Annotated in this window: 16 protein-coding genes and 1 pseudogene; 9 read left to right on the plus strand and 8 right to left on the minus strand. The window is 67.5% G+C overall.

Going from position 1 to position 14,343, the window contains the following annotated elements:
- Positions 1–34 precede the first annotated feature (34 nt).
- Entirely contained in the window at positions 35–1,168 is a 1,134-nt protein-coding gene (gene dinB / locus A5780_RS33305; RefSeq protein WP_082976865.1) for a DNA polymerase IV, read from the plus strand.
- Between the two features lie 16 nt (positions 1,169–1,184).
- Here dinB and A5780_RS33310 read toward each other — a convergent pair whose 3' ends face one another.
- On the minus strand, positions 1,185–1,604 hold the full coding sequence (locus A5780_RS33310) for an NUDIX domain-containing protein (RefSeq protein ID WP_030514386.1): 420 nt from the start codon (positions 1,602–1,604) through the stop codon (positions 1,185–1,187).
- A 104-nt stretch (positions 1,605–1,708) separates the two neighbouring features.
- Here A5780_RS33310 and A5780_RS33315 point away from each other — a divergent pair, with 104 nt between their 5' ends.
- Positions 1,709–2,668, plus strand: a complete 960-nt coding sequence (locus tag A5780_RS33315) for a patatin family protein (protein ID WP_064911039.1) — start codon at positions 1,709–1,711, stop codon at positions 2,666–2,668.
- A gap of 245 nt (positions 2,669–2,913) precedes the next feature.
- A pseudogene (locus A5780_RS33320) lies at positions 2,914–3,361 on the plus strand (DUF4158 domain-containing protein); the annotation flags it as partial.
- On the opposite strand, the gene A5780_RS33325 reads toward A5780_RS33320, so the two are convergent.
- On the minus strand, positions 3,345–4,613 hold the full coding sequence (locus A5780_RS33325; RefSeq protein WP_064911047.1) for an APC family permease: 1,269 nt from the start codon (positions 4,611–4,613) through the stop codon (positions 3,345–3,347). The pseudogene A5780_RS33320 and the gene A5780_RS33325 overlap by 17 nt on opposite strands.
- 71 nt (positions 4,614–4,684) lie before the next feature.
- Here A5780_RS33325 and A5780_RS33330 point away from each other — a divergent pair, with 71 nt between their 5' ends.
- On the plus strand, positions 4,685–5,446 hold the full coding sequence (locus A5780_RS33330) for an ArsR family transcriptional regulator (protein ID WP_064911041.1): 762 nt from the start codon (positions 4,685–4,687) through the stop codon (positions 5,444–5,446).
- Entirely contained in the window at positions 5,446–5,850 is a 405-nt protein-coding gene (locus A5780_RS33335; RefSeq protein ID WP_064911042.1) for a VOC family protein, read from the plus strand. The genes A5780_RS33330 and A5780_RS33335 overlap by 1 nt, the downstream gene beginning before the upstream one ends.
- 666 nt (positions 5,851–6,516) lie before the next feature.
- On the opposite strand, the gene A5780_RS33340 is transcribed toward A5780_RS33335, so the two are convergent.
- Entirely contained in the window at positions 6,517–7,620 is a 1,104-nt protein-coding gene (locus tag A5780_RS33340) for a winged helix DNA-binding domain-containing protein (protein WP_064911048.1), read from the minus strand.
- A gap of 138 nt (positions 7,621–7,758) precedes the next feature.
- Here A5780_RS33340 and A5780_RS33345 point away from each other — a divergent pair, with 138 nt between their 5' ends.
- The 4 genes from A5780_RS33345 to A5780_RS33360 all read left to right on the plus strand — a co-directional run bounded on the left by A5780_RS33345 (position 7,759) and on the right by A5780_RS33360 (position 9,961).
- Positions 7,759–8,469, plus strand: coding sequence for a YoaK family protein (locus A5780_RS33345; protein WP_082857036.1), 711 nt, complete (start codon positions 7,759–7,761; stop codon positions 8,467–8,469).
- A 177-nt stretch (positions 8,470–8,646) separates the two neighbouring features.
- Positions 8,647–9,111, plus strand: coding sequence for a DUF6325 family protein (locus A5780_RS33350; protein ID WP_063014771.1), 465 nt, complete (start codon positions 8,647–8,649; stop codon positions 9,109–9,111).
- 11 nt (positions 9,112–9,122) lie between these two features.
- Positions 9,123–9,389 (plus strand): SHOCT domain-containing protein, encoded by a 267-nt coding sequence (locus A5780_RS33355; protein ID WP_063014769.1) that lies wholly within the window; start codon positions 9,123–9,125, stop codon positions 9,387–9,389.
- A 38-nt stretch (positions 9,390–9,427) separates the two neighbouring features.
- On the plus strand, positions 9,428–9,961 hold the full coding sequence (locus tag A5780_RS33360; RefSeq protein ID WP_063910788.1) for an OmpA family protein: 534 nt from the start codon (positions 9,428–9,430) through the stop codon (positions 9,959–9,961).
- Between the two features lie 3 nt (positions 9,962–9,964).
- Here the strand turns inward: A5780_RS33360 and A5780_RS33365 are convergent, their stop codons facing one another.
- The 5 genes from A5780_RS33365 to A5780_RS33385 form a co-directional block, all read right to left on the minus strand.
- Positions 9,965–10,810: a hypothetical protein gene (locus tag A5780_RS33365; RefSeq protein WP_064911043.1), complete on the minus strand. Its 846-nt coding sequence runs from the start codon at positions 10,808–10,810 to the stop codon at positions 9,965–9,967.
- A gap of 65 nt (positions 10,811–10,875) precedes the next feature.
- Complete coding sequence (locus A5780_RS33370; protein WP_064911044.1) at positions 10,876–11,754, minus strand: phosphoribulokinase; 879 nt, start codon at positions 11,752–11,754, stop codon at positions 10,876–10,878.
- Between the two features lie 26 nt (positions 11,755–11,780).
- Positions 11,781–12,857 (minus strand): class 1 fructose-bisphosphatase, encoded by a 1,077-nt coding sequence (locus tag A5780_RS33375; protein WP_063014761.1) that lies wholly within the window; start codon positions 12,855–12,857, stop codon positions 11,781–11,783.
- Positions 12,842–13,870 (minus strand): AAA family ATPase, encoded by a 1,029-nt coding sequence (locus A5780_RS33380; protein ID WP_082976866.1) that lies wholly within the window; start codon positions 13,868–13,870, stop codon positions 12,842–12,844. Before A5780_RS33380 ends, A5780_RS33375 begins: the two co-directional genes overlap by 16 nt.
- A 25-nt stretch (positions 13,871–13,895) precedes the next feature.
- A complete protein-coding gene (locus tag A5780_RS33385; protein WP_063014759.1) occupies positions 13,896–14,318 on the minus strand; it encodes a ribulose bisphosphate carboxylase small subunit in 423 nt (140 codons plus the stop codon).
- Positions 14,319–14,343: the final 25 nt, after the last annotated feature.

Below are 14,343 nucleotides of genomic sequence, written 5' to 3' on the forward strand. Positions count from 1 at the left end.
CTTTTCGCAGGAGTGCCAGCGCTGCGGCGGGTGGCTGTCGGTCGGTGATGAAGGTGCAGCGGGCGGTGATGTGATCGTCGGGGGCGGGGTGGTGCTGGCGGCCAGTTACGAGGCGAAGGCGTACGGGGTGCGGACGCCGATGAATGCGCGGCAGGCGTTGCGGCTGTGTCCGCATGCGGTGGTGGTGCCGCCGCGGATGTCCGCCTATGCGCAGGCGAGCCGGGCCGTATTCGAGATCTTCCGCGACACCACGCCGGAGGTCGAGGGCATCTCCATCGACGAGGCCTTTCTCGATGTCGCTGGGCTGCATCGCATTTCGGGCGCCCCGATCGATATCGCGGCCGGATTGCGGGCGCGGGTGCGGGCCGAGGTCGGACTGCCCATCTCGGTCGGCGTGGCGCGAAGCAAATTCCTCGCCAAAGTGGCCAGTGCGGTCTGCAAACCCGACGGCCTGCTGCTGGTGCATCCCGAGGCCGAACTCGAATTCCTGCATCCGCTGCCGGTCGAACGGCTCTGGGGGGTGGGTGAGGTGACCGCCCGGACATTGCACGAACACGGCATCACCCGGATCGGGCAACTGGCCGATACCGACCCGATGGAGTTGTGCGGTCTGCTCGGTCGCGCCGCCGGCCGGCATCTGCACGCCCTGGCCTGGGCACGCGATCCGCGCCGGGTCGACACCGGTCGCCGGCGCCGATCGATCGGTGCGCAACGCGCGCTGGGGAACCGGCCTCGCACCGATGCCGAGATCGAGGCCTACCTGCACGGCCTGGCGGATCGGCTCGGGCACCGGTTGCGGGCGGCACGACGGATCTGCCGAACCGTGGTGCTGCGCTTACGGTTCGCCGATTTCGGTCGCGCGACCCGTTCGCACACCCTGCCGACCGCCACCGACGACGGGGCGACGATCCTGCAGGCCGCCCGCACTCTGCTCGGCGCCGCTCGCCCCCTGATCGAGGAGCGCGGCATCACCCTCATCGGCCTGGCGCTGACGAACCTGCAGAATACGGATCCGCGGCAGCTGATGCTGCCGTTGGACGCCCGCCCGGACACCACGCTCGACGCGGCACTGGATGCGGTGCGCGACCGCTTCGGCGCCGGAACCGTCACCCGGGCCGCACTGCTCGGGCGCGGTGAGGGCTTGTCGGTGCCGCTGCTCCCCGACTGATTCGCCGGGCCCAGAGTCACTGCGCCGGTAGCAGTCCGCGTGCCACCAGATCATCGAACAGCACCTGGTCGACAGGCGGCACCGCGGCCCGGTCGGCGTAGGTGAACCAGGCGATTTCGGCGATTTCACTGCTCGGCTCGATGGTGCCGGCGTAGTCCGCGGTGTAACAGCTCATTCGCACCGAAACCTCGGTGGCGCCGGGCAATTCGGCCTCGTAGGTGCCGACGTGGGCCACCGATTCCGGAATCAGCACCACGGTGAGCTCCTCGGAGATCTCCCGGATCAGCGTCTGCCGATCGGTCTCCTCCCCCTCGCGCTTGCCGCCGGGAATGTAGAACTCGTCCTTGCCGTCCGGGCGGGCGCACAGGATCCGGCCGTCCTCGATCAGCACCCATGCCACGGTATCGATGAGGCGTCGTGACGATTCGATCCGCATCCGCGCAGCCTACCCGGGTGTACCCCGACCGCCCGGCGTCGGACGACGCCTCCGCGGCCGCGTGATAGACAGAGCTGAACGCAGTGATCGGAAGGTGTGGTGCGATGCCGGACAGTACACAGCCGACGGGTCCGGTGGAGCTGATCGCGCAACGCTTCCGCCGCGGCAGCGCCGCCGGCGAGCATCGCGATGGGGCCCGCCTGGCCCTGGTCATCGAGGGTGGCTCGGCGCGCGGTGTCTATTCGCACGGCATGGTGACCGGTCTGGAAGAACTCGGGGTGCTGCGGTGTTTCGACGCGGTCTACGGCGCCTCGGCCGGCGCGCTGAACGGGGCGTGGCTGCTGTGCGGTCGAGCGGCGCGGGCGCGGCGCGCCTGGCATTCCGATGTGGTGCGGCGGGTGATCTCCCCGGCCCGGGCGTTGCGCGGCGGTCGGGTCGTGGACACCCGATATCTGGTGCACACCGTGTACGAGCGCGTCGTCCCGATGGATTTCGCGGCGATCCTCGGCAATGCGGTCACCTTCCACCCGATCGGCACCGATATCGCCGACGGCAGCGCCGTCGATCTGCGCCCACACATCAGCGATATCCCCACCCTGCAGCGCGCGCTGCGCGCCAGCACCTGCATGCCGGTTCTGGCCGGACGTCCCGTGGCGGTGGGCGACGGGCGCTACGTCGACGCCGGACTGTCCGAATCGGTGCCGATCACCACCGCCCGCGCCCAGGGCGCCACCCACATCGTGGTGCTGCGCACCCGGCGGGCCGATGAGAAGCCCAGCGTCCCTTCGGATTTCGAACGGCGCGTGGTCGCGCGGGTGCTCGGCGCTTCGGGCCCGAAAGTGGCCGAGAGCTGGTTCGCCCGCGCCGCGCAATTCGCAGCCGACGAGCGCCGCATGACGGCCGACCCGTCGATTCTGCAGATCCGCCCACCCCTGGGCGCGCCAACGATCGGCCGGGTCGCCCGCGATTCCGCGGTTCTGTTGCGCGCCTTGGACCTGGGGCGCGCGGCAACCTTGGCGGCGCTCGGCGGCGCGCTCGAATCCGCGGGAGACGTGGCAATCTGAGTCGGCTGCAACTGTCGAATCCACCCGAATCCCGGCAACGACCTGCGGCAACTCCCCTTGCGGATCGAGCCGGCTTACCTGTTCCGGGGCCAAGTCGGGGTTCCGGTAGCAACTGCCGAAAAAACAGCGGATATGGCGTAGCCGCGGTGGGCCGAGGCTGAATCACGGGTTCGGTCTGCGGTGATCGCTGGTTGCTGGTTGGGTTGGCTCCCAACGTTATTGGTTGGTGCCGGAGCTCAGGATTCGTGGCAACGCGGGTGTTCGCGGATGGGGATTTGGCGCGGCTGCGGGAGTTCCCGGAGATCAGCCGCGAGGAGCTGTTTCGGTACTTCACCGTGTCGCCGGCCGATGCCCGCGTTCATCGATCCAGGGCGTGGTCGCGGTCCGGCCGATCCGCTCGGGATTGCGATCGCGTTGTGCACGCTGCCGTGGTTGGGGTTCGGGCCCGATCGCGTGGTGACCGCCCCGCCGGTGGCGGTGGCGCGGCTGGCCGAGCAGTTGAAGGTCCAGCCCACCGAGTCGGGTGATCCGGCCGGTCCGGTGAGCATGGTCGAACGCATCGCCCACGCCCGTGCGCAGGCCCAGTGCGAGACCTACGACCGTCTGGCCCACGAGTTCACTCCGGCCCGCTGCGTCGAGCTGGACGCGCTGCTGGTCACCGATGTGTCGCTGGGGGTCACGCCGCCGCGGTGGACCTGCGGCGAGCGAGATAGATCGCGGCGCCGAGCACAACGACCGCGCTGCCGGTGAGCACCGACAGCGCTGGCAGCGTGCAGGCAAGGACCAGGCAGCCGACCAACCCGACCACGGGGATCAGCCGCGCTGGTCGGCCCTCGGATGGGGTCAGTGTCCAGGCGGCCGCGTTGGCGATCGCGTAGTAGAGCAGTACGCCGAAGGACGAGAACCCGATCGCGGCACGGACATCGGTGGTTGCGGCGGCGATGGCGACGATCGCGCCGACTGCCAGTTCGGCGTGATGCGGCACGCCGAATCGGGGATGGACCGCTGCCAGGGCGTGCGGTAGATGCCGGTCGCGGGCCATCGCCAGCGTCGTGCGCGAGACTCCGAGGATCAGGGCGAGCAGCGAACCGAGCGCGGCGATCACGGCTCCGATGCGCACCACCGGCTCGAGCCAGCCGACACCGGCAGCCCCCACCACGCTCGACAGCGGAGCGATCGTTTCCGACAATCCTTGCGGCCCGAGCACGCTCAGTGCCGCGACAAGCACAACCGCGTACACGAGCAAAGTGATTCCCAAGGCGAGCGGAATCGCGCGGGGAATCGTGCGGGCGGGGTCGCGGACCTCCTCACCGAGGGTGGCGATCCGCGCGTATCCGGCAAAGGCGAAGAACAGCAGTCCCGCTGCCTGCAACACCCCGACAACGGTGATGTCCGAACCCCATTGCAGCCGTGCGGCATCGGCGGTGCCGCAGGTGGAGGACGCGACCACCACCGCGGCGAGCACGGCCAGCACGATCGACACGATCACCCGGGTCAGCAGGGCCGACTTCTGTACACCGCGATAGTTGACCGCGGTCAGCGCGATGACCGCCGCGGCGGCGACAGCGTGGGCCTGCTGCGGCCACGCGTACGCGCCGACAGTCAAGGCCATCGCCGCACATGACGCGGTCTTGCCGACCACGAAACACCATCCGGCCAGATATCCCCAGAACGCGCCGAGCCGTTCGCGGCCATACACATACGTGCCACCCGAGGCCGGATAACGTGCGGCCAACCGCGCCGAAGAGGTCGCATTGCAGTACGCCACCACCGCCGCGACCGCGAGCCCGAGCAACAGGCCCGAGCCCGCTGCCCGCGCCGCCGGAGCCAGGGCGGCGAAGATCCCCGCCCCGATCATGGCGCCGAGCCCGATCACGACAGCATCGCTCAGCCCCAAGCTGCGACGCAGCTCCTCCGTCGCGACCGACCCCGATTTCCTGGACACCATGCTCCTGACGCAGACCGATTCGTAAATACATCAAATACAGTTGATGTAATCGCTGCTATCCTCGGCCTATGACGTCGACCCGTCAAGCGGTCCCACCGTTTGTTCATCTCGCCGCGCACCCGCTGCGCTGGCAGTTGCTGACCGAGCTGTCGGACAGCGACTATCGCGTGCGAGAGCTGGTGGCCCGCGTGGGCGAGCCACAGAATCTGATCTCCTACCACCTGCGACTACTACGCGACGGTGGCCTCGTCACCGCCACGCGCAGCAGTCACGACGGCCGAGACAGCTACTACCACCTGGACCTGGACCACAGCGCCGAGCTGCTCGCCGGAGCCGGGACAGTACTGCACCCGGCCTTGCGAATGACGCCCGCGCCCACCGCATTCGAACCCTCGACGCCGTTCGCGGTGCTGTTCGTCTGCACCGGCAACAGCGCCCGCTCCGCGATCGCCGAAGAGCTGTTGCGCTTGCGCACGGGCGGCCGAGTCGAGGTGTTCAGCGCCGGAAGCAATCCGAAGCCGGTCATGCATACCGACACGGTGCGAGTGCTGCGGCAGGAGTATGGCATCGACCTGGCCGGCCGCCTTCCCCGCCGCCTCGACACCCTCGCCGATCATCGCTTCGATGCGGTGATCACCCTATGCGACAAGGCCCGGGAGGTCTGTCCGGACTTCGGTGACGACCCTCGATGGATCCACTGGAGCATCCCCGACCCGGCGGCCTCACACGGCAGCGACGACGACATGTACCCGAGGTTTCAAGCCACGGCCGCCGAAATCGACACCCGTATCCGCTATCTGCTGCCGACTCTCACGAAAAGGACTGCCTGATGACACCATCCACCACCGAATACGCCAGCGTCCGCTACCTCGTCGATGACGTCCAGGCAGCGGCCGACTTCTACACCGGCCACCTCGGTTTCACCCTGCACACCGACGCCATCCCCGCTTTCGCCGACGTCGTCCGAGGCCCACTGCGCCTATTGCTTTCGGGCCCAGCCAGTTCCGGCGCACGCGCCACCCCCGCTGACGCCGCCGGACCAGGCGCCAATCGCATCCACCTCGTCGTCGCCGACCTCGACGCCGAGATCGAACGCCTCCGCGCAAGCGACATCGAATTCCGCAGCGACCTGGTCAGCGGCCCAGGCGGCCGCCAAATTCTGCTCGCCGACCCCGCCGGCAACCTGATCGAACTGTTCCAACCGGCCACCGCGGTCAGCAGCACGCCGAGGTGATCGGTCCGGCAGGCGACGCCGTATTACCTTCCTGTGATCGCGCACCCAGTGCACTACTTGGTGGCAAGACGTGTGCTGTCCCGGTCAACTCGGTCGAACCTTCGACAAATATCTGCTCATGCCTGCGGGTTCAACAGCGTCGCCCGAATGCCTGCTATACCCCGGATAACGGGCTGTTATCCGGGGCAACCCAGGCGAAGGCGGGGTGATGGCGGCGAAGGCGACCCGGCTGCGAACCCGCCGGCACGGACTCTGCACTGCGCGGCCGAGGCGTTCCTGGACACAATCGGATCGCCCAACACCCGTCGCGCCTACGCCATCGCGATCGTCAAGACCGTCGACGCCCTCGACGAGCCCGGCCCGATCGGGCGCTCACGCGCCCTGGAACTCCCGGCGCGCCGCGGTCGGCAAGTGGCTGCACTGGTGCGCTCGCGCAGAGGAACTACTCCAGCTCAACATCGAAGACCTGGACCAGACGGGCCGACGCGCCCCGGTGAAGTTCAAAGGCGCCAAACCCGCACCCGCGGCGCCGCCCACCACAACCGACCGCCGACGCTGAGCTGCGTCTTTTCCATATCCGTTGTTTTTTCGGCGATTGCTACTGGGACCCCAAGTCGTGCCGATGCAGCGCTGGCCGACCGGCAGCGGGAGCAGCTCTCGAAGAGCTCAGCCCAGGTTCAGTTGGTCGCGGCCGGTGGCGCGGGCGAGATGGATGGCTTCGGCCCGGAGTAGCTCCGAGTCGACATGTTCGTCGTCGAACATGCTCACGGTGAGGGTGTTGTCGATGGTTTCCCACGTTCCGGCGATCCGGCCACCGACGAGGACCAGGGGCGAGATCCAGCCGGCGGTCCGGCTGACCTTCGTGCGATGGGCCGGAGGGAGGAGGACCGGATCCGTGGTGCCGGGGCCGAGAACGTATTGGTCGAAGGGACCGAGCAGGCGGACGCTGTCGGTGGGAGTGGTGGCGGCCAGATCGGCGGCGTCCTCGGTGCGGATCCAGGTCCGGCGGCCCTCGACATCGACTTCGGTGAGTTCGGATCCCAGATCGGAGAACCATTGGCGCACAGTGGTTTTGCGCAACACGCCGCGGATGAGCCAGGCGTTGAACGCCTCCGGCGTGCCCGGACCGTAGGCGCCGAGATAGGCGTGGATCAGGCGTGACGCCGCGATGTCGGTGGGCGGCAGGCCGCTCCAATCGCTCACCGCATGCGCCGGGGCGGTGAAGGTCACCGATGATCCGCGAGCGGGCCCGTAACATAGCACCCCCTGCCAGGCCAGCGGTTTCAACAGCGCGCCCCAGCCGGACCGCAACTGCTCACCCATCGCCGCGAAGCGGCGGTCACGTACCAGTTCGTCGACCAGTTCCGTCCGGCTCAGCACGGCGCCGCCGTCGAGCAGTTCGGCGACCGCGTCGGTCAGCGCCTTCACTTCCCCGGGGTCGGCGCCGAAATTGCGTTGCCACGCGGGCTTCTCCCAGGTGCGCGCCGAGGCGATCAGAGCCAGTGCGGCGGCCGCGGTCTCGGGTGTCATCGCGTGCAGCGTGCCGCGCATCGCCCACGTCTTCAGCAGCTCGCCGGCGTCGAGAGCACGGACGAGCTCTCCGGGTGCTCCCCCGCGCCGCACGGCCACCGCGGTCTCCGCGGCGGACGTCACCTGCGCCTGCACCCCGGCCAGTCGCCGCGCCACCGCGACCGCATCCCCGCCGTCACGCGCTTCGACGAAGCCTCGCCGCAATCGCCACGCGAACACCTGACCCCATGTGACCTTCACCGCACCTCCCACGTCCGCACACCCGCCGATCCGCGCGCTCACCTTACGGCTCGCCACCGACAACCATGGAGGCGTGACGCCTCGCACACCTCGAGGGCAATTCATGCGTGTTTGTGCATGTATTGCTAGTCTGTTGCCGTGACTCCGAAATCCGAAGACTCCCCCGAGCCGTTCTGGACGCTGGAGACCCGGCTCGCCTCGGCACTGCTGATCCTGGCCGGATTCGTGGGCGCGGCCGCCTACACCCACTCCGAGGGCTATTTCGTCACGTTCATGACCGGCAACACCGAGCGTGCCGTCATCGGCGGATTTCTCGGCGACTACACCCTCGCGGCCGGCGCCTTCGCCCTGATCGTGTTCTTTCTCGCCGGCGTCCTGGTGGCCTCGATCTGCCGCCGGCACTGGTGGCGCAATCATCCGCACGGCGCGACCATGCTCGCCACCGCCGCCCTCACCGCGGCCGCCGTCCTCGACACGATTCTCTACCGGCACGACTCCGATCTCGGACTGGTGCCGATCCTGCTCGTCTCGTTCGCGATGGGGTCGCTGAACACCTCGTTCGTCAAGAAGGGCGAGGTGTCGATCCCGGTCACCTACGTCACCGGAACCCTGGTGAAATTCGCTCAGGGCGTGGAGCGGCATATGGCCGGCGGCACCCATCGTGAATGGCTGGGCTACGCGGTGCAGTGGCTGTCGTTCGCCGCCGGCGCCTTGATCGGCGGTCTGGTCTCGCTGGTCGTCGAGGGCGGCGACATGCTCTACACCGCCGTCATCGCCTCCGCGATCGTGGCCGCCTACACCTGGCGCGCGGACCTCAGCTGGGTGCAGCGCCATCCCTCGTCGGACTGACGCGCGCTCCTGCGAGTAACGGGCGCGGCCGTGGTATCTGCGCGACCGGCGGCACCGAATCATAGATGTCAGGTCGTCTCGCCGGCCGCGTTCGCGCTGTCGCCGACCCGCCCGGACCTGGGTTGCGGTGGAGGTAGGTCTCAGAGGGTTCGTATCAGAGGGTCAGGCGTCGGAGAAATGAGGTATCCGGTGAACACTGCTGCCGATATCGACGAGATGGGTCCGATCGACTATCTCGTCATCGAGTTTCCCGCCGACCGGCAACCGGACGGATCGGCGTTGCCGCTGCTGCGAGATCTGGTGGACCGCGGTGTCATCCGAGTCCTGGATCTGGCCTTCGTGCACAAGGATGCCGACGGTTCGCTGACCGGGATCGACATCGCCGATGTCGGGTTGACCGGAGACCTGGATGTGACCCTGTTCGCCGAGGCGGCGACCGGGTTGCTCGACGAGGGTGATCTGCGCGAAGCCGGTAACGCCTTGGAGCCCGGCCATTCGGCCGCGGTCCTCCTCTACGAGAACGCGTGGGCGGCCCCACTGGCGGTCGCGTTGCGGCGCAACGGCGCCGAACTCGTCGCGTCCGGTCGCATTCCGGTGCAGGCCATCCTCTCGACCCTCGACAAACTCGAGGCTGATACCTAAGGAGAAGCAGCATGCCCGGACTACTTCGTGGCGTCGCCCGCACCGCGGTGGTCGCCGGAACGGCCACGGCCGTATCCAATCGCGTGTCGCGCCGTCAGGGCCAGCGCTGGGCCGCACAGGAGGAGTATCAGTACCAGCAACAACCGCCGCCGCCCGCACCGAGCGGCGGGGGCACCGACCGCATCGCCGCCCTGAAGCAATTGGGCGAGTTGAAAGCCCAGGGGGTGCTCACCGAGCAGGAATTCGAATCGGAGAAGGCGCGCATTCTCGCGTCGTGACCACCGGGCGCCACCACACGGAGATCAGGAGAAGCAGCATGAAACTCGTCAAGGCGGTAGCAGTGCTGGCGACCGGTGCGGCAGCGCTGATTCCGATCGCCGCATGTTCCTCGGACAACAACAGCAGTCCGGCCACGGTCACCACGACCACGGAGCACGGCGAGCACACCGATATGCGAAGCAGTCTCGCCACCACGGCCTCGTCGGTGGTCGGCTCGGCCCTCAACTCCGCGCAGCAGGCGGTGCAGAACGCGATCAACAGCGTCCTGTCCGCGGCGCCGATCACCTTCGACAAGGGCAGCTCCGATCTGAGCCCGACCGACGTCGCCACGATCAAAGCGGTGGCGCTTCCGCTCAAGGGCAACGACACCGCGGTGAAGATCGAAACCTACGCCGTCGACTCGAACTCCGGGGCGGCCGACTCGCTCGCCGAGGCGCGGGGCAACAACGTCGCCACGGCCCTGCAGAACGAGGGGATCGACAAGGGGCGCATCTCCGTCCACGCGGAGGGCAATCCGATCGAGTCGAACGTGCAGATCGATCAGGCGACGATCTCCGTCACCATGAAATAGCCGTCACCGTCCGGCGTCCGGCTCGCCGCCCTCCGCCTCCGTGCGCGTCGGGCCGGGCATCAGCACCTTGGTGATCGTCGCCGCCCCGACCACCACCAGCGACAGCACGAAAAGCCAACTGATGGCGGTGAACACCGGGCCCAGCAGCCCGAACTTGGCCTGCGCGGACGCCGTGATCTTCGGCAGTACCAGACGTCCCGCCGCCCGGACCGCCGTCAGTCCGACAGCTGTCAGTGCCCCGGTCGTCCACAGTGCCGGCCCGCGCAGCTTGCCCAGCGTGAGCAGATACGCGCAGAGGGTCCACACGATCATCCACACCAGCAACTCGCCGCCGACGGTGAGAGGCAGCCCGAAGTAGCGCAGTCCGGCGAGTTCGCGCACGGCCCCGATGGTCGCCGCCGAGAATGCGACGACGAGCAGGACCACCGGCCAACGCCAGGCATCGCGCAAACCGATCGCCGGCACATCCCACAGCTTGCCGTAGATCCGGGCGAGGGTTTTGGCGAACGAGGCGCCGCTGATCACGACCATCAGCAACCCGACGACCCCGAACGCGGCGAATGTCGGATCGCTTGCCGCGACGACACCGAAGGCGGACCGGAACGTCGCCCGGTCCAGGCCCAGCTGGTCATCGATCGCGCGGGTCGCGAGATCCAGCTGGGAGAAGACGGACCCGGCGATGATCACGGGCAGCACGCAGGTGAAGATCTTGGCCGCCAGCGTCATCGATCGATCCACGATTTCGATATCGGCGAATTCGCCGATCACCTGCCGGAGCGGCCCGGACCAGGAACCCGGTGAACCCCGGCGCGCCGCGGCCGTCGTGGCGCTCAGATTCATCGACCACATAGCGTCGATTCAACTCCGGCCGATGCGTGTGCGCGAGCGCCGAAACAACGATATTCGTGGCCGGGTTATGCGCGCGGGCCGGGTCGCTTGTCCATCAACCGCAGAATGAGCGGGGTGAAGATCAGCTGCATCGCCAGATCCATCTTGCCGCCCGGCACCACGATGCAGTTCGGGCGCGACATGAACGAATCGTGCAGCATCGACAGCAGATACGGGAAATCGATCACCTTCGGATCGGCGAAACGGATCACGACGAAACTCTCGTCGGCGGTCGGAATGCTGCGGGCGGTGAACGGATTCGAGGTGTCCACGGTCGGCACCCGTTGAAAATTGACGTACGTGCGCGAGAACTGCGGGCAGATGTACTTCACGTAGTCGGGCATGCGCCGCAGGATCGTATCGATCACCGCCTCGCTGGAATAGCCTCGCTCGGTCTTGTCACGAATGACCTTCTGAATCCATTCCAGATTCACGATGGGCACCACACCCACCAGCAGATCCGCGTAACGCGCCACATCGACGGTGCCGGTGACCGCGGCGCCGTGCAACCCCTCGTAGAACAGCAGGTCGCTGCCGGGGGCGAGTTCCTCCCACGGCGTGAACGTGCCCGGTTCCAGTCCGAAGGGTTTGGCCTCGGTCTCGTCGTGCAGATATTTGCGTACCAGGCCGACGCCGGACTGGCCGTAATCGCGAAAGAGGCTTTCCAGTTCGGTGAGCAGATTGGCCTCCGGGCCGAAATGCGAGAAATGCAGGTTCAGATCGGCTTCGGCCTCGGCCATCGCCGCCTGCATTTGGCCGCGATCGTAGCGATGGAACGAATCCCCCTCCACGATCGCGGCATTGACACCCTCCCGCCGGAAGATCTCCTGGAAGGTCCGGGTGACGCTGGTCGTTCCGGCGCCGGAGGAACCGGTAATGGCGACCACGGGATGCTTGCGCGACATGACGTCTCGATTCGATCAGCCGGCGTTCAATGGCGCGCCGGTCGGAACAGGGTGCGGGTGCCGAACAACGACGCGTCGAACGGTGGCCCGGCATCGGGTTCACGGTGATAGCGCTCGATCCGGCGCACCTCGTTGAGCGATCCGAAAACCAGCGGGATCTGCTGATGCAGGTGCTCGGGAATCACCTCGAGCACCCGTTCATGGCCGGTGGTCGCGGCACCGCCGGCCTGTTCGATGACGAAGGCGATGGGATTGGCGCCGTAGAGCAGCGAGACCCGCCCCGGCCGGCCGGGATCGCGGGTGTCGTACGGATACAGGTAGACCCCGCCGCGGGTGAGGATATGGAAGGCGTCGGCGACCAGCGACGCCACCCAGCGCATATTGAAGTCGCGCGACCGCGGCCCCTCCACCCCGTCGAGACATTCGTGCACATAACGCCGCACCGGGCGCTGCCAGAACCGCTCGTTGGCGGCATTGATCGCGAATCCCGAGGTGTCCTCCGGAATGCGCATGCGGGGATGAGTGAGGACGAAGGCGCCGATCTCCCGATCGAGAGTGAATCCGTCGACTCCGCTGCCGGTGGTGAGAACCAGCATCGTCGCCGGGCCGTACAGCGTGAATCCCGCGCACACCTGCCGTACGCCCGGTTGCAGAAAATCCGCCGCCTGCGGCGCCCGCCCGTCCTCCGGTGCGCGCAGCACACTGAATATCGTGCCGACCGGCAGGTTCACGTCGATATTCGAGGAGCCGTCCAGGGGATCGAAGGCCAGCATGTATTTGCCTCGGCGCACCTCCCCCGGCACCGGATGGAATCCGTTCATCTGTTCCGACAGCAGCGCCGACAACGGCCCGCTCGATTCGGATTGCTCCACCATGATGTCGTTGGCGATGGCGTCCATGCGCCGATGCAGGCTCACCGGCGGATCCGTGCCGTCGGTTGCGCCGAGCGCGCCCACGATGCGACCGCGGGTCACCTGATTGGCGATGATCTTCGCCGCGGTGGACACCACATTGAGCAGCGCGGAGAATTCCCCGGAAGAACCGGGATGCCGATGTTCCTGTTCGATCGTGTAGCGGGTGAGGGTTTTCATTCCGTCGGGCATGCCACCTCCTCCGCGGCACGCGCACCATCGCCGAAAACGCTGCTGCCGTAGATGTCTTCGGTCGTCAACGTCATCAGATCGGCCTTGCCGAGCGGGCGATGCTCCTGCACGAGCCGATTGGCCTGGCGCAGCCGGCACCGGTCCACGGCGTTGCGGACACTGCGCGCATTCGCGAACCGCGGCCGCGCCATCCGCGCATCCAGGTAGTCGTCGAAGGCCGCTGCCGCCGAATCGCCGAACCGGAAATTCTGCTGTGCCACCATCACTTCCGCGATCGCCAGCAGTTCCTCGCGCGTGTAGTCCGGGAATTCGATGTGGTGGGCCACGCGCGAGGACAGACCGGGATTCGCGGAGAAGAACGTCTCCATCCGGTCCGGATATCCGGCGAAGATCACCACCAGGCTGGAACGTTCGGTCTCCATCTCCTGCAGCAGGATCTCGATGACCTCCTGTCCGTAGTCCCGTTCGTTCTCCGGCCGGAACAGGTAGTAGGCCTCGTCGATGAACAGCACTCCCCCCGCCGCTTTGGCCAGTGCTTCCTTGGTCTTGGGGGCGGTGTGGCCGATGAACTGGCCCACCAGGTCGTCGCGGGTCACCGTGTGCACCTTCGGTTTCCGGATGTAGCCGAGGGCGTGCAGCATCTCCGCCATCCGCAGGGCGACCGTCGTCTTCCCGGTGCCGGGACCGCCGGTGAAACTCATATGCATGGTGGGACGGTCGGCCTGCAGTCCGAACCGCTGCCGGGCCCGGTCGATCAGCAGCAACGCCGCGATCTCGCGCACCCGCTGCTTGACCGTGGCCAGCCCGATCAGTTCCGCATCGAGGCGGGCCAGGGTGTCCTCGACGTTCTTACCGGCCAGATCCGTCGACAGATCGACGGTCGCGTCGTCGGCCAGCGTGATCTCCGACGGGTCGGGATCCGCGGGCGGCTCGATGTGATTCGCACCCGCACCGCTCGCCCCGGGCCGGTACATCCGGAATCCCGATCCGCTGCCCGGTGTGCCGCCGGACATCGCCGGCCTCCCGTCCACCATCGCCTCAGTCCCGGTAGCGCGCGCCCGCGGGCACGTCGGTGGCGTAGGACCGCAGGCCGTAGTGCTGCCGGCGATCCTCGGTCTCGGTGCGCACCACCAGGAAGCCCGGTTCGTCGGCGGGCCGCTGCACCAGGAAACTCAGTGCGGTCGTCTGCCGGCCGTAGCTCGCGTCGTAGGCGTTGACGCGGATGTAGTGGTGCGGGAACGTCGAACGGCAGGCGTTCACCTCGGCGAGCACACCGTCGGGTTCGTCGAGGTCGAACAGCGGCAACCCCCACATCTCCCAGTAGACGTTGCGTGGATGCGGATCGTCGGTGTACTCGATCGAGACGGGCCAGTTGTTGAGCAGCGCATAGCGGATCTGAGCGCCGATTTCGGTATCGGTCAGGTCGGGCAGATGGGAGAACGTCCCTTGACGCAGATGCATTGCGTCTCCTTGTGTGTCGTCGGGT

Origin of the sequence: Nocardia sp. 852002-20019_SCH5090214 (genome assembly GCF_001665865.1) — a bacterium.
Taxonomy (GTDB): Bacteria; Actinomycetota; Actinomycetes; order Mycobacteriales; family Mycobacteriaceae; genus Nocardia; species Nocardia nova.

Excerpts from the sequence above, each read along its gene's own strand:
- A5780_RS33385 (WP_063014759.1), bottom strand. The coding sequence starts at position 14,318 with ATGCATCTGCGTCAAGGGACGTTCTCCCATCTGCCCGACCTGACCGAT.
- A5780_RS33375 (WP_063014761.1), bottom strand. The coding sequence starts at position 12,857 with ATGCCCGACGGAATGAAAACCCTCACCCGCTACACGATCGAACAGGAA.
- A5780_RS33380 (WP_082976866.1), bottom strand. The coding sequence starts at position 13,870 with ATGTCCGGCGGCACACCGGGCAGCGGATCGGGATTCCGGATGTACCGG.
- A5780_RS33335 (WP_064911042.1), top strand. The coding sequence starts at position 5,446 with ATGACACCATCCACCACCGAATACGCCAGCGTCCGCTACCTCGTCGAT.
- A5780_RS33365 (WP_064911043.1), bottom strand. The coding sequence starts at position 10,810 with ATGTGGTCGATGAATCTGAGCGCCACGACGGCCGCGGCGCGCCGGGGT.
- A5780_RS33360 (WP_063910788.1), top strand. The coding sequence starts at position 9,428 with ATGAAACTCGTCAAGGCGGTAGCAGTGCTGGCGACCGGTGCGGCAGCG.
- A5780_RS33355 (WP_063014769.1), top strand. The coding sequence starts at position 9,123 with ATGCCCGGACTACTTCGTGGCGTCGCCCGCACCGCGGTGGTCGCCGGA.
- A5780_RS33315 (WP_064911039.1), top strand. The coding sequence starts at position 1,709 with ATGCCGGACAGTACACAGCCGACGGGTCCGGTGGAGCTGATCGCGCAA.
- A5780_RS33330 (WP_064911041.1), top strand. The coding sequence starts at position 4,685 with ATGACGTCGACCCGTCAAGCGGTCCCACCGTTTGTTCATCTCGCCGCG.
- A5780_RS33350 (WP_063014771.1), top strand. The coding sequence starts at position 8,647 with ATGAGGTATCCGGTGAACACTGCTGCCGATATCGACGAGATGGGTCCG.
- A5780_RS33310 (WP_030514386.1), bottom strand. The coding sequence starts at position 1,604 with ATGCGGATCGAATCGTCACGACGCCTCATCGATACCGTGGCATGGGTG.
- A5780_RS33370 (WP_064911044.1), bottom strand. The coding sequence starts at position 11,754 with ATGTCGCGCAAGCATCCCGTGGTCGCCATTACCGGTTCCTCCGGCGCC.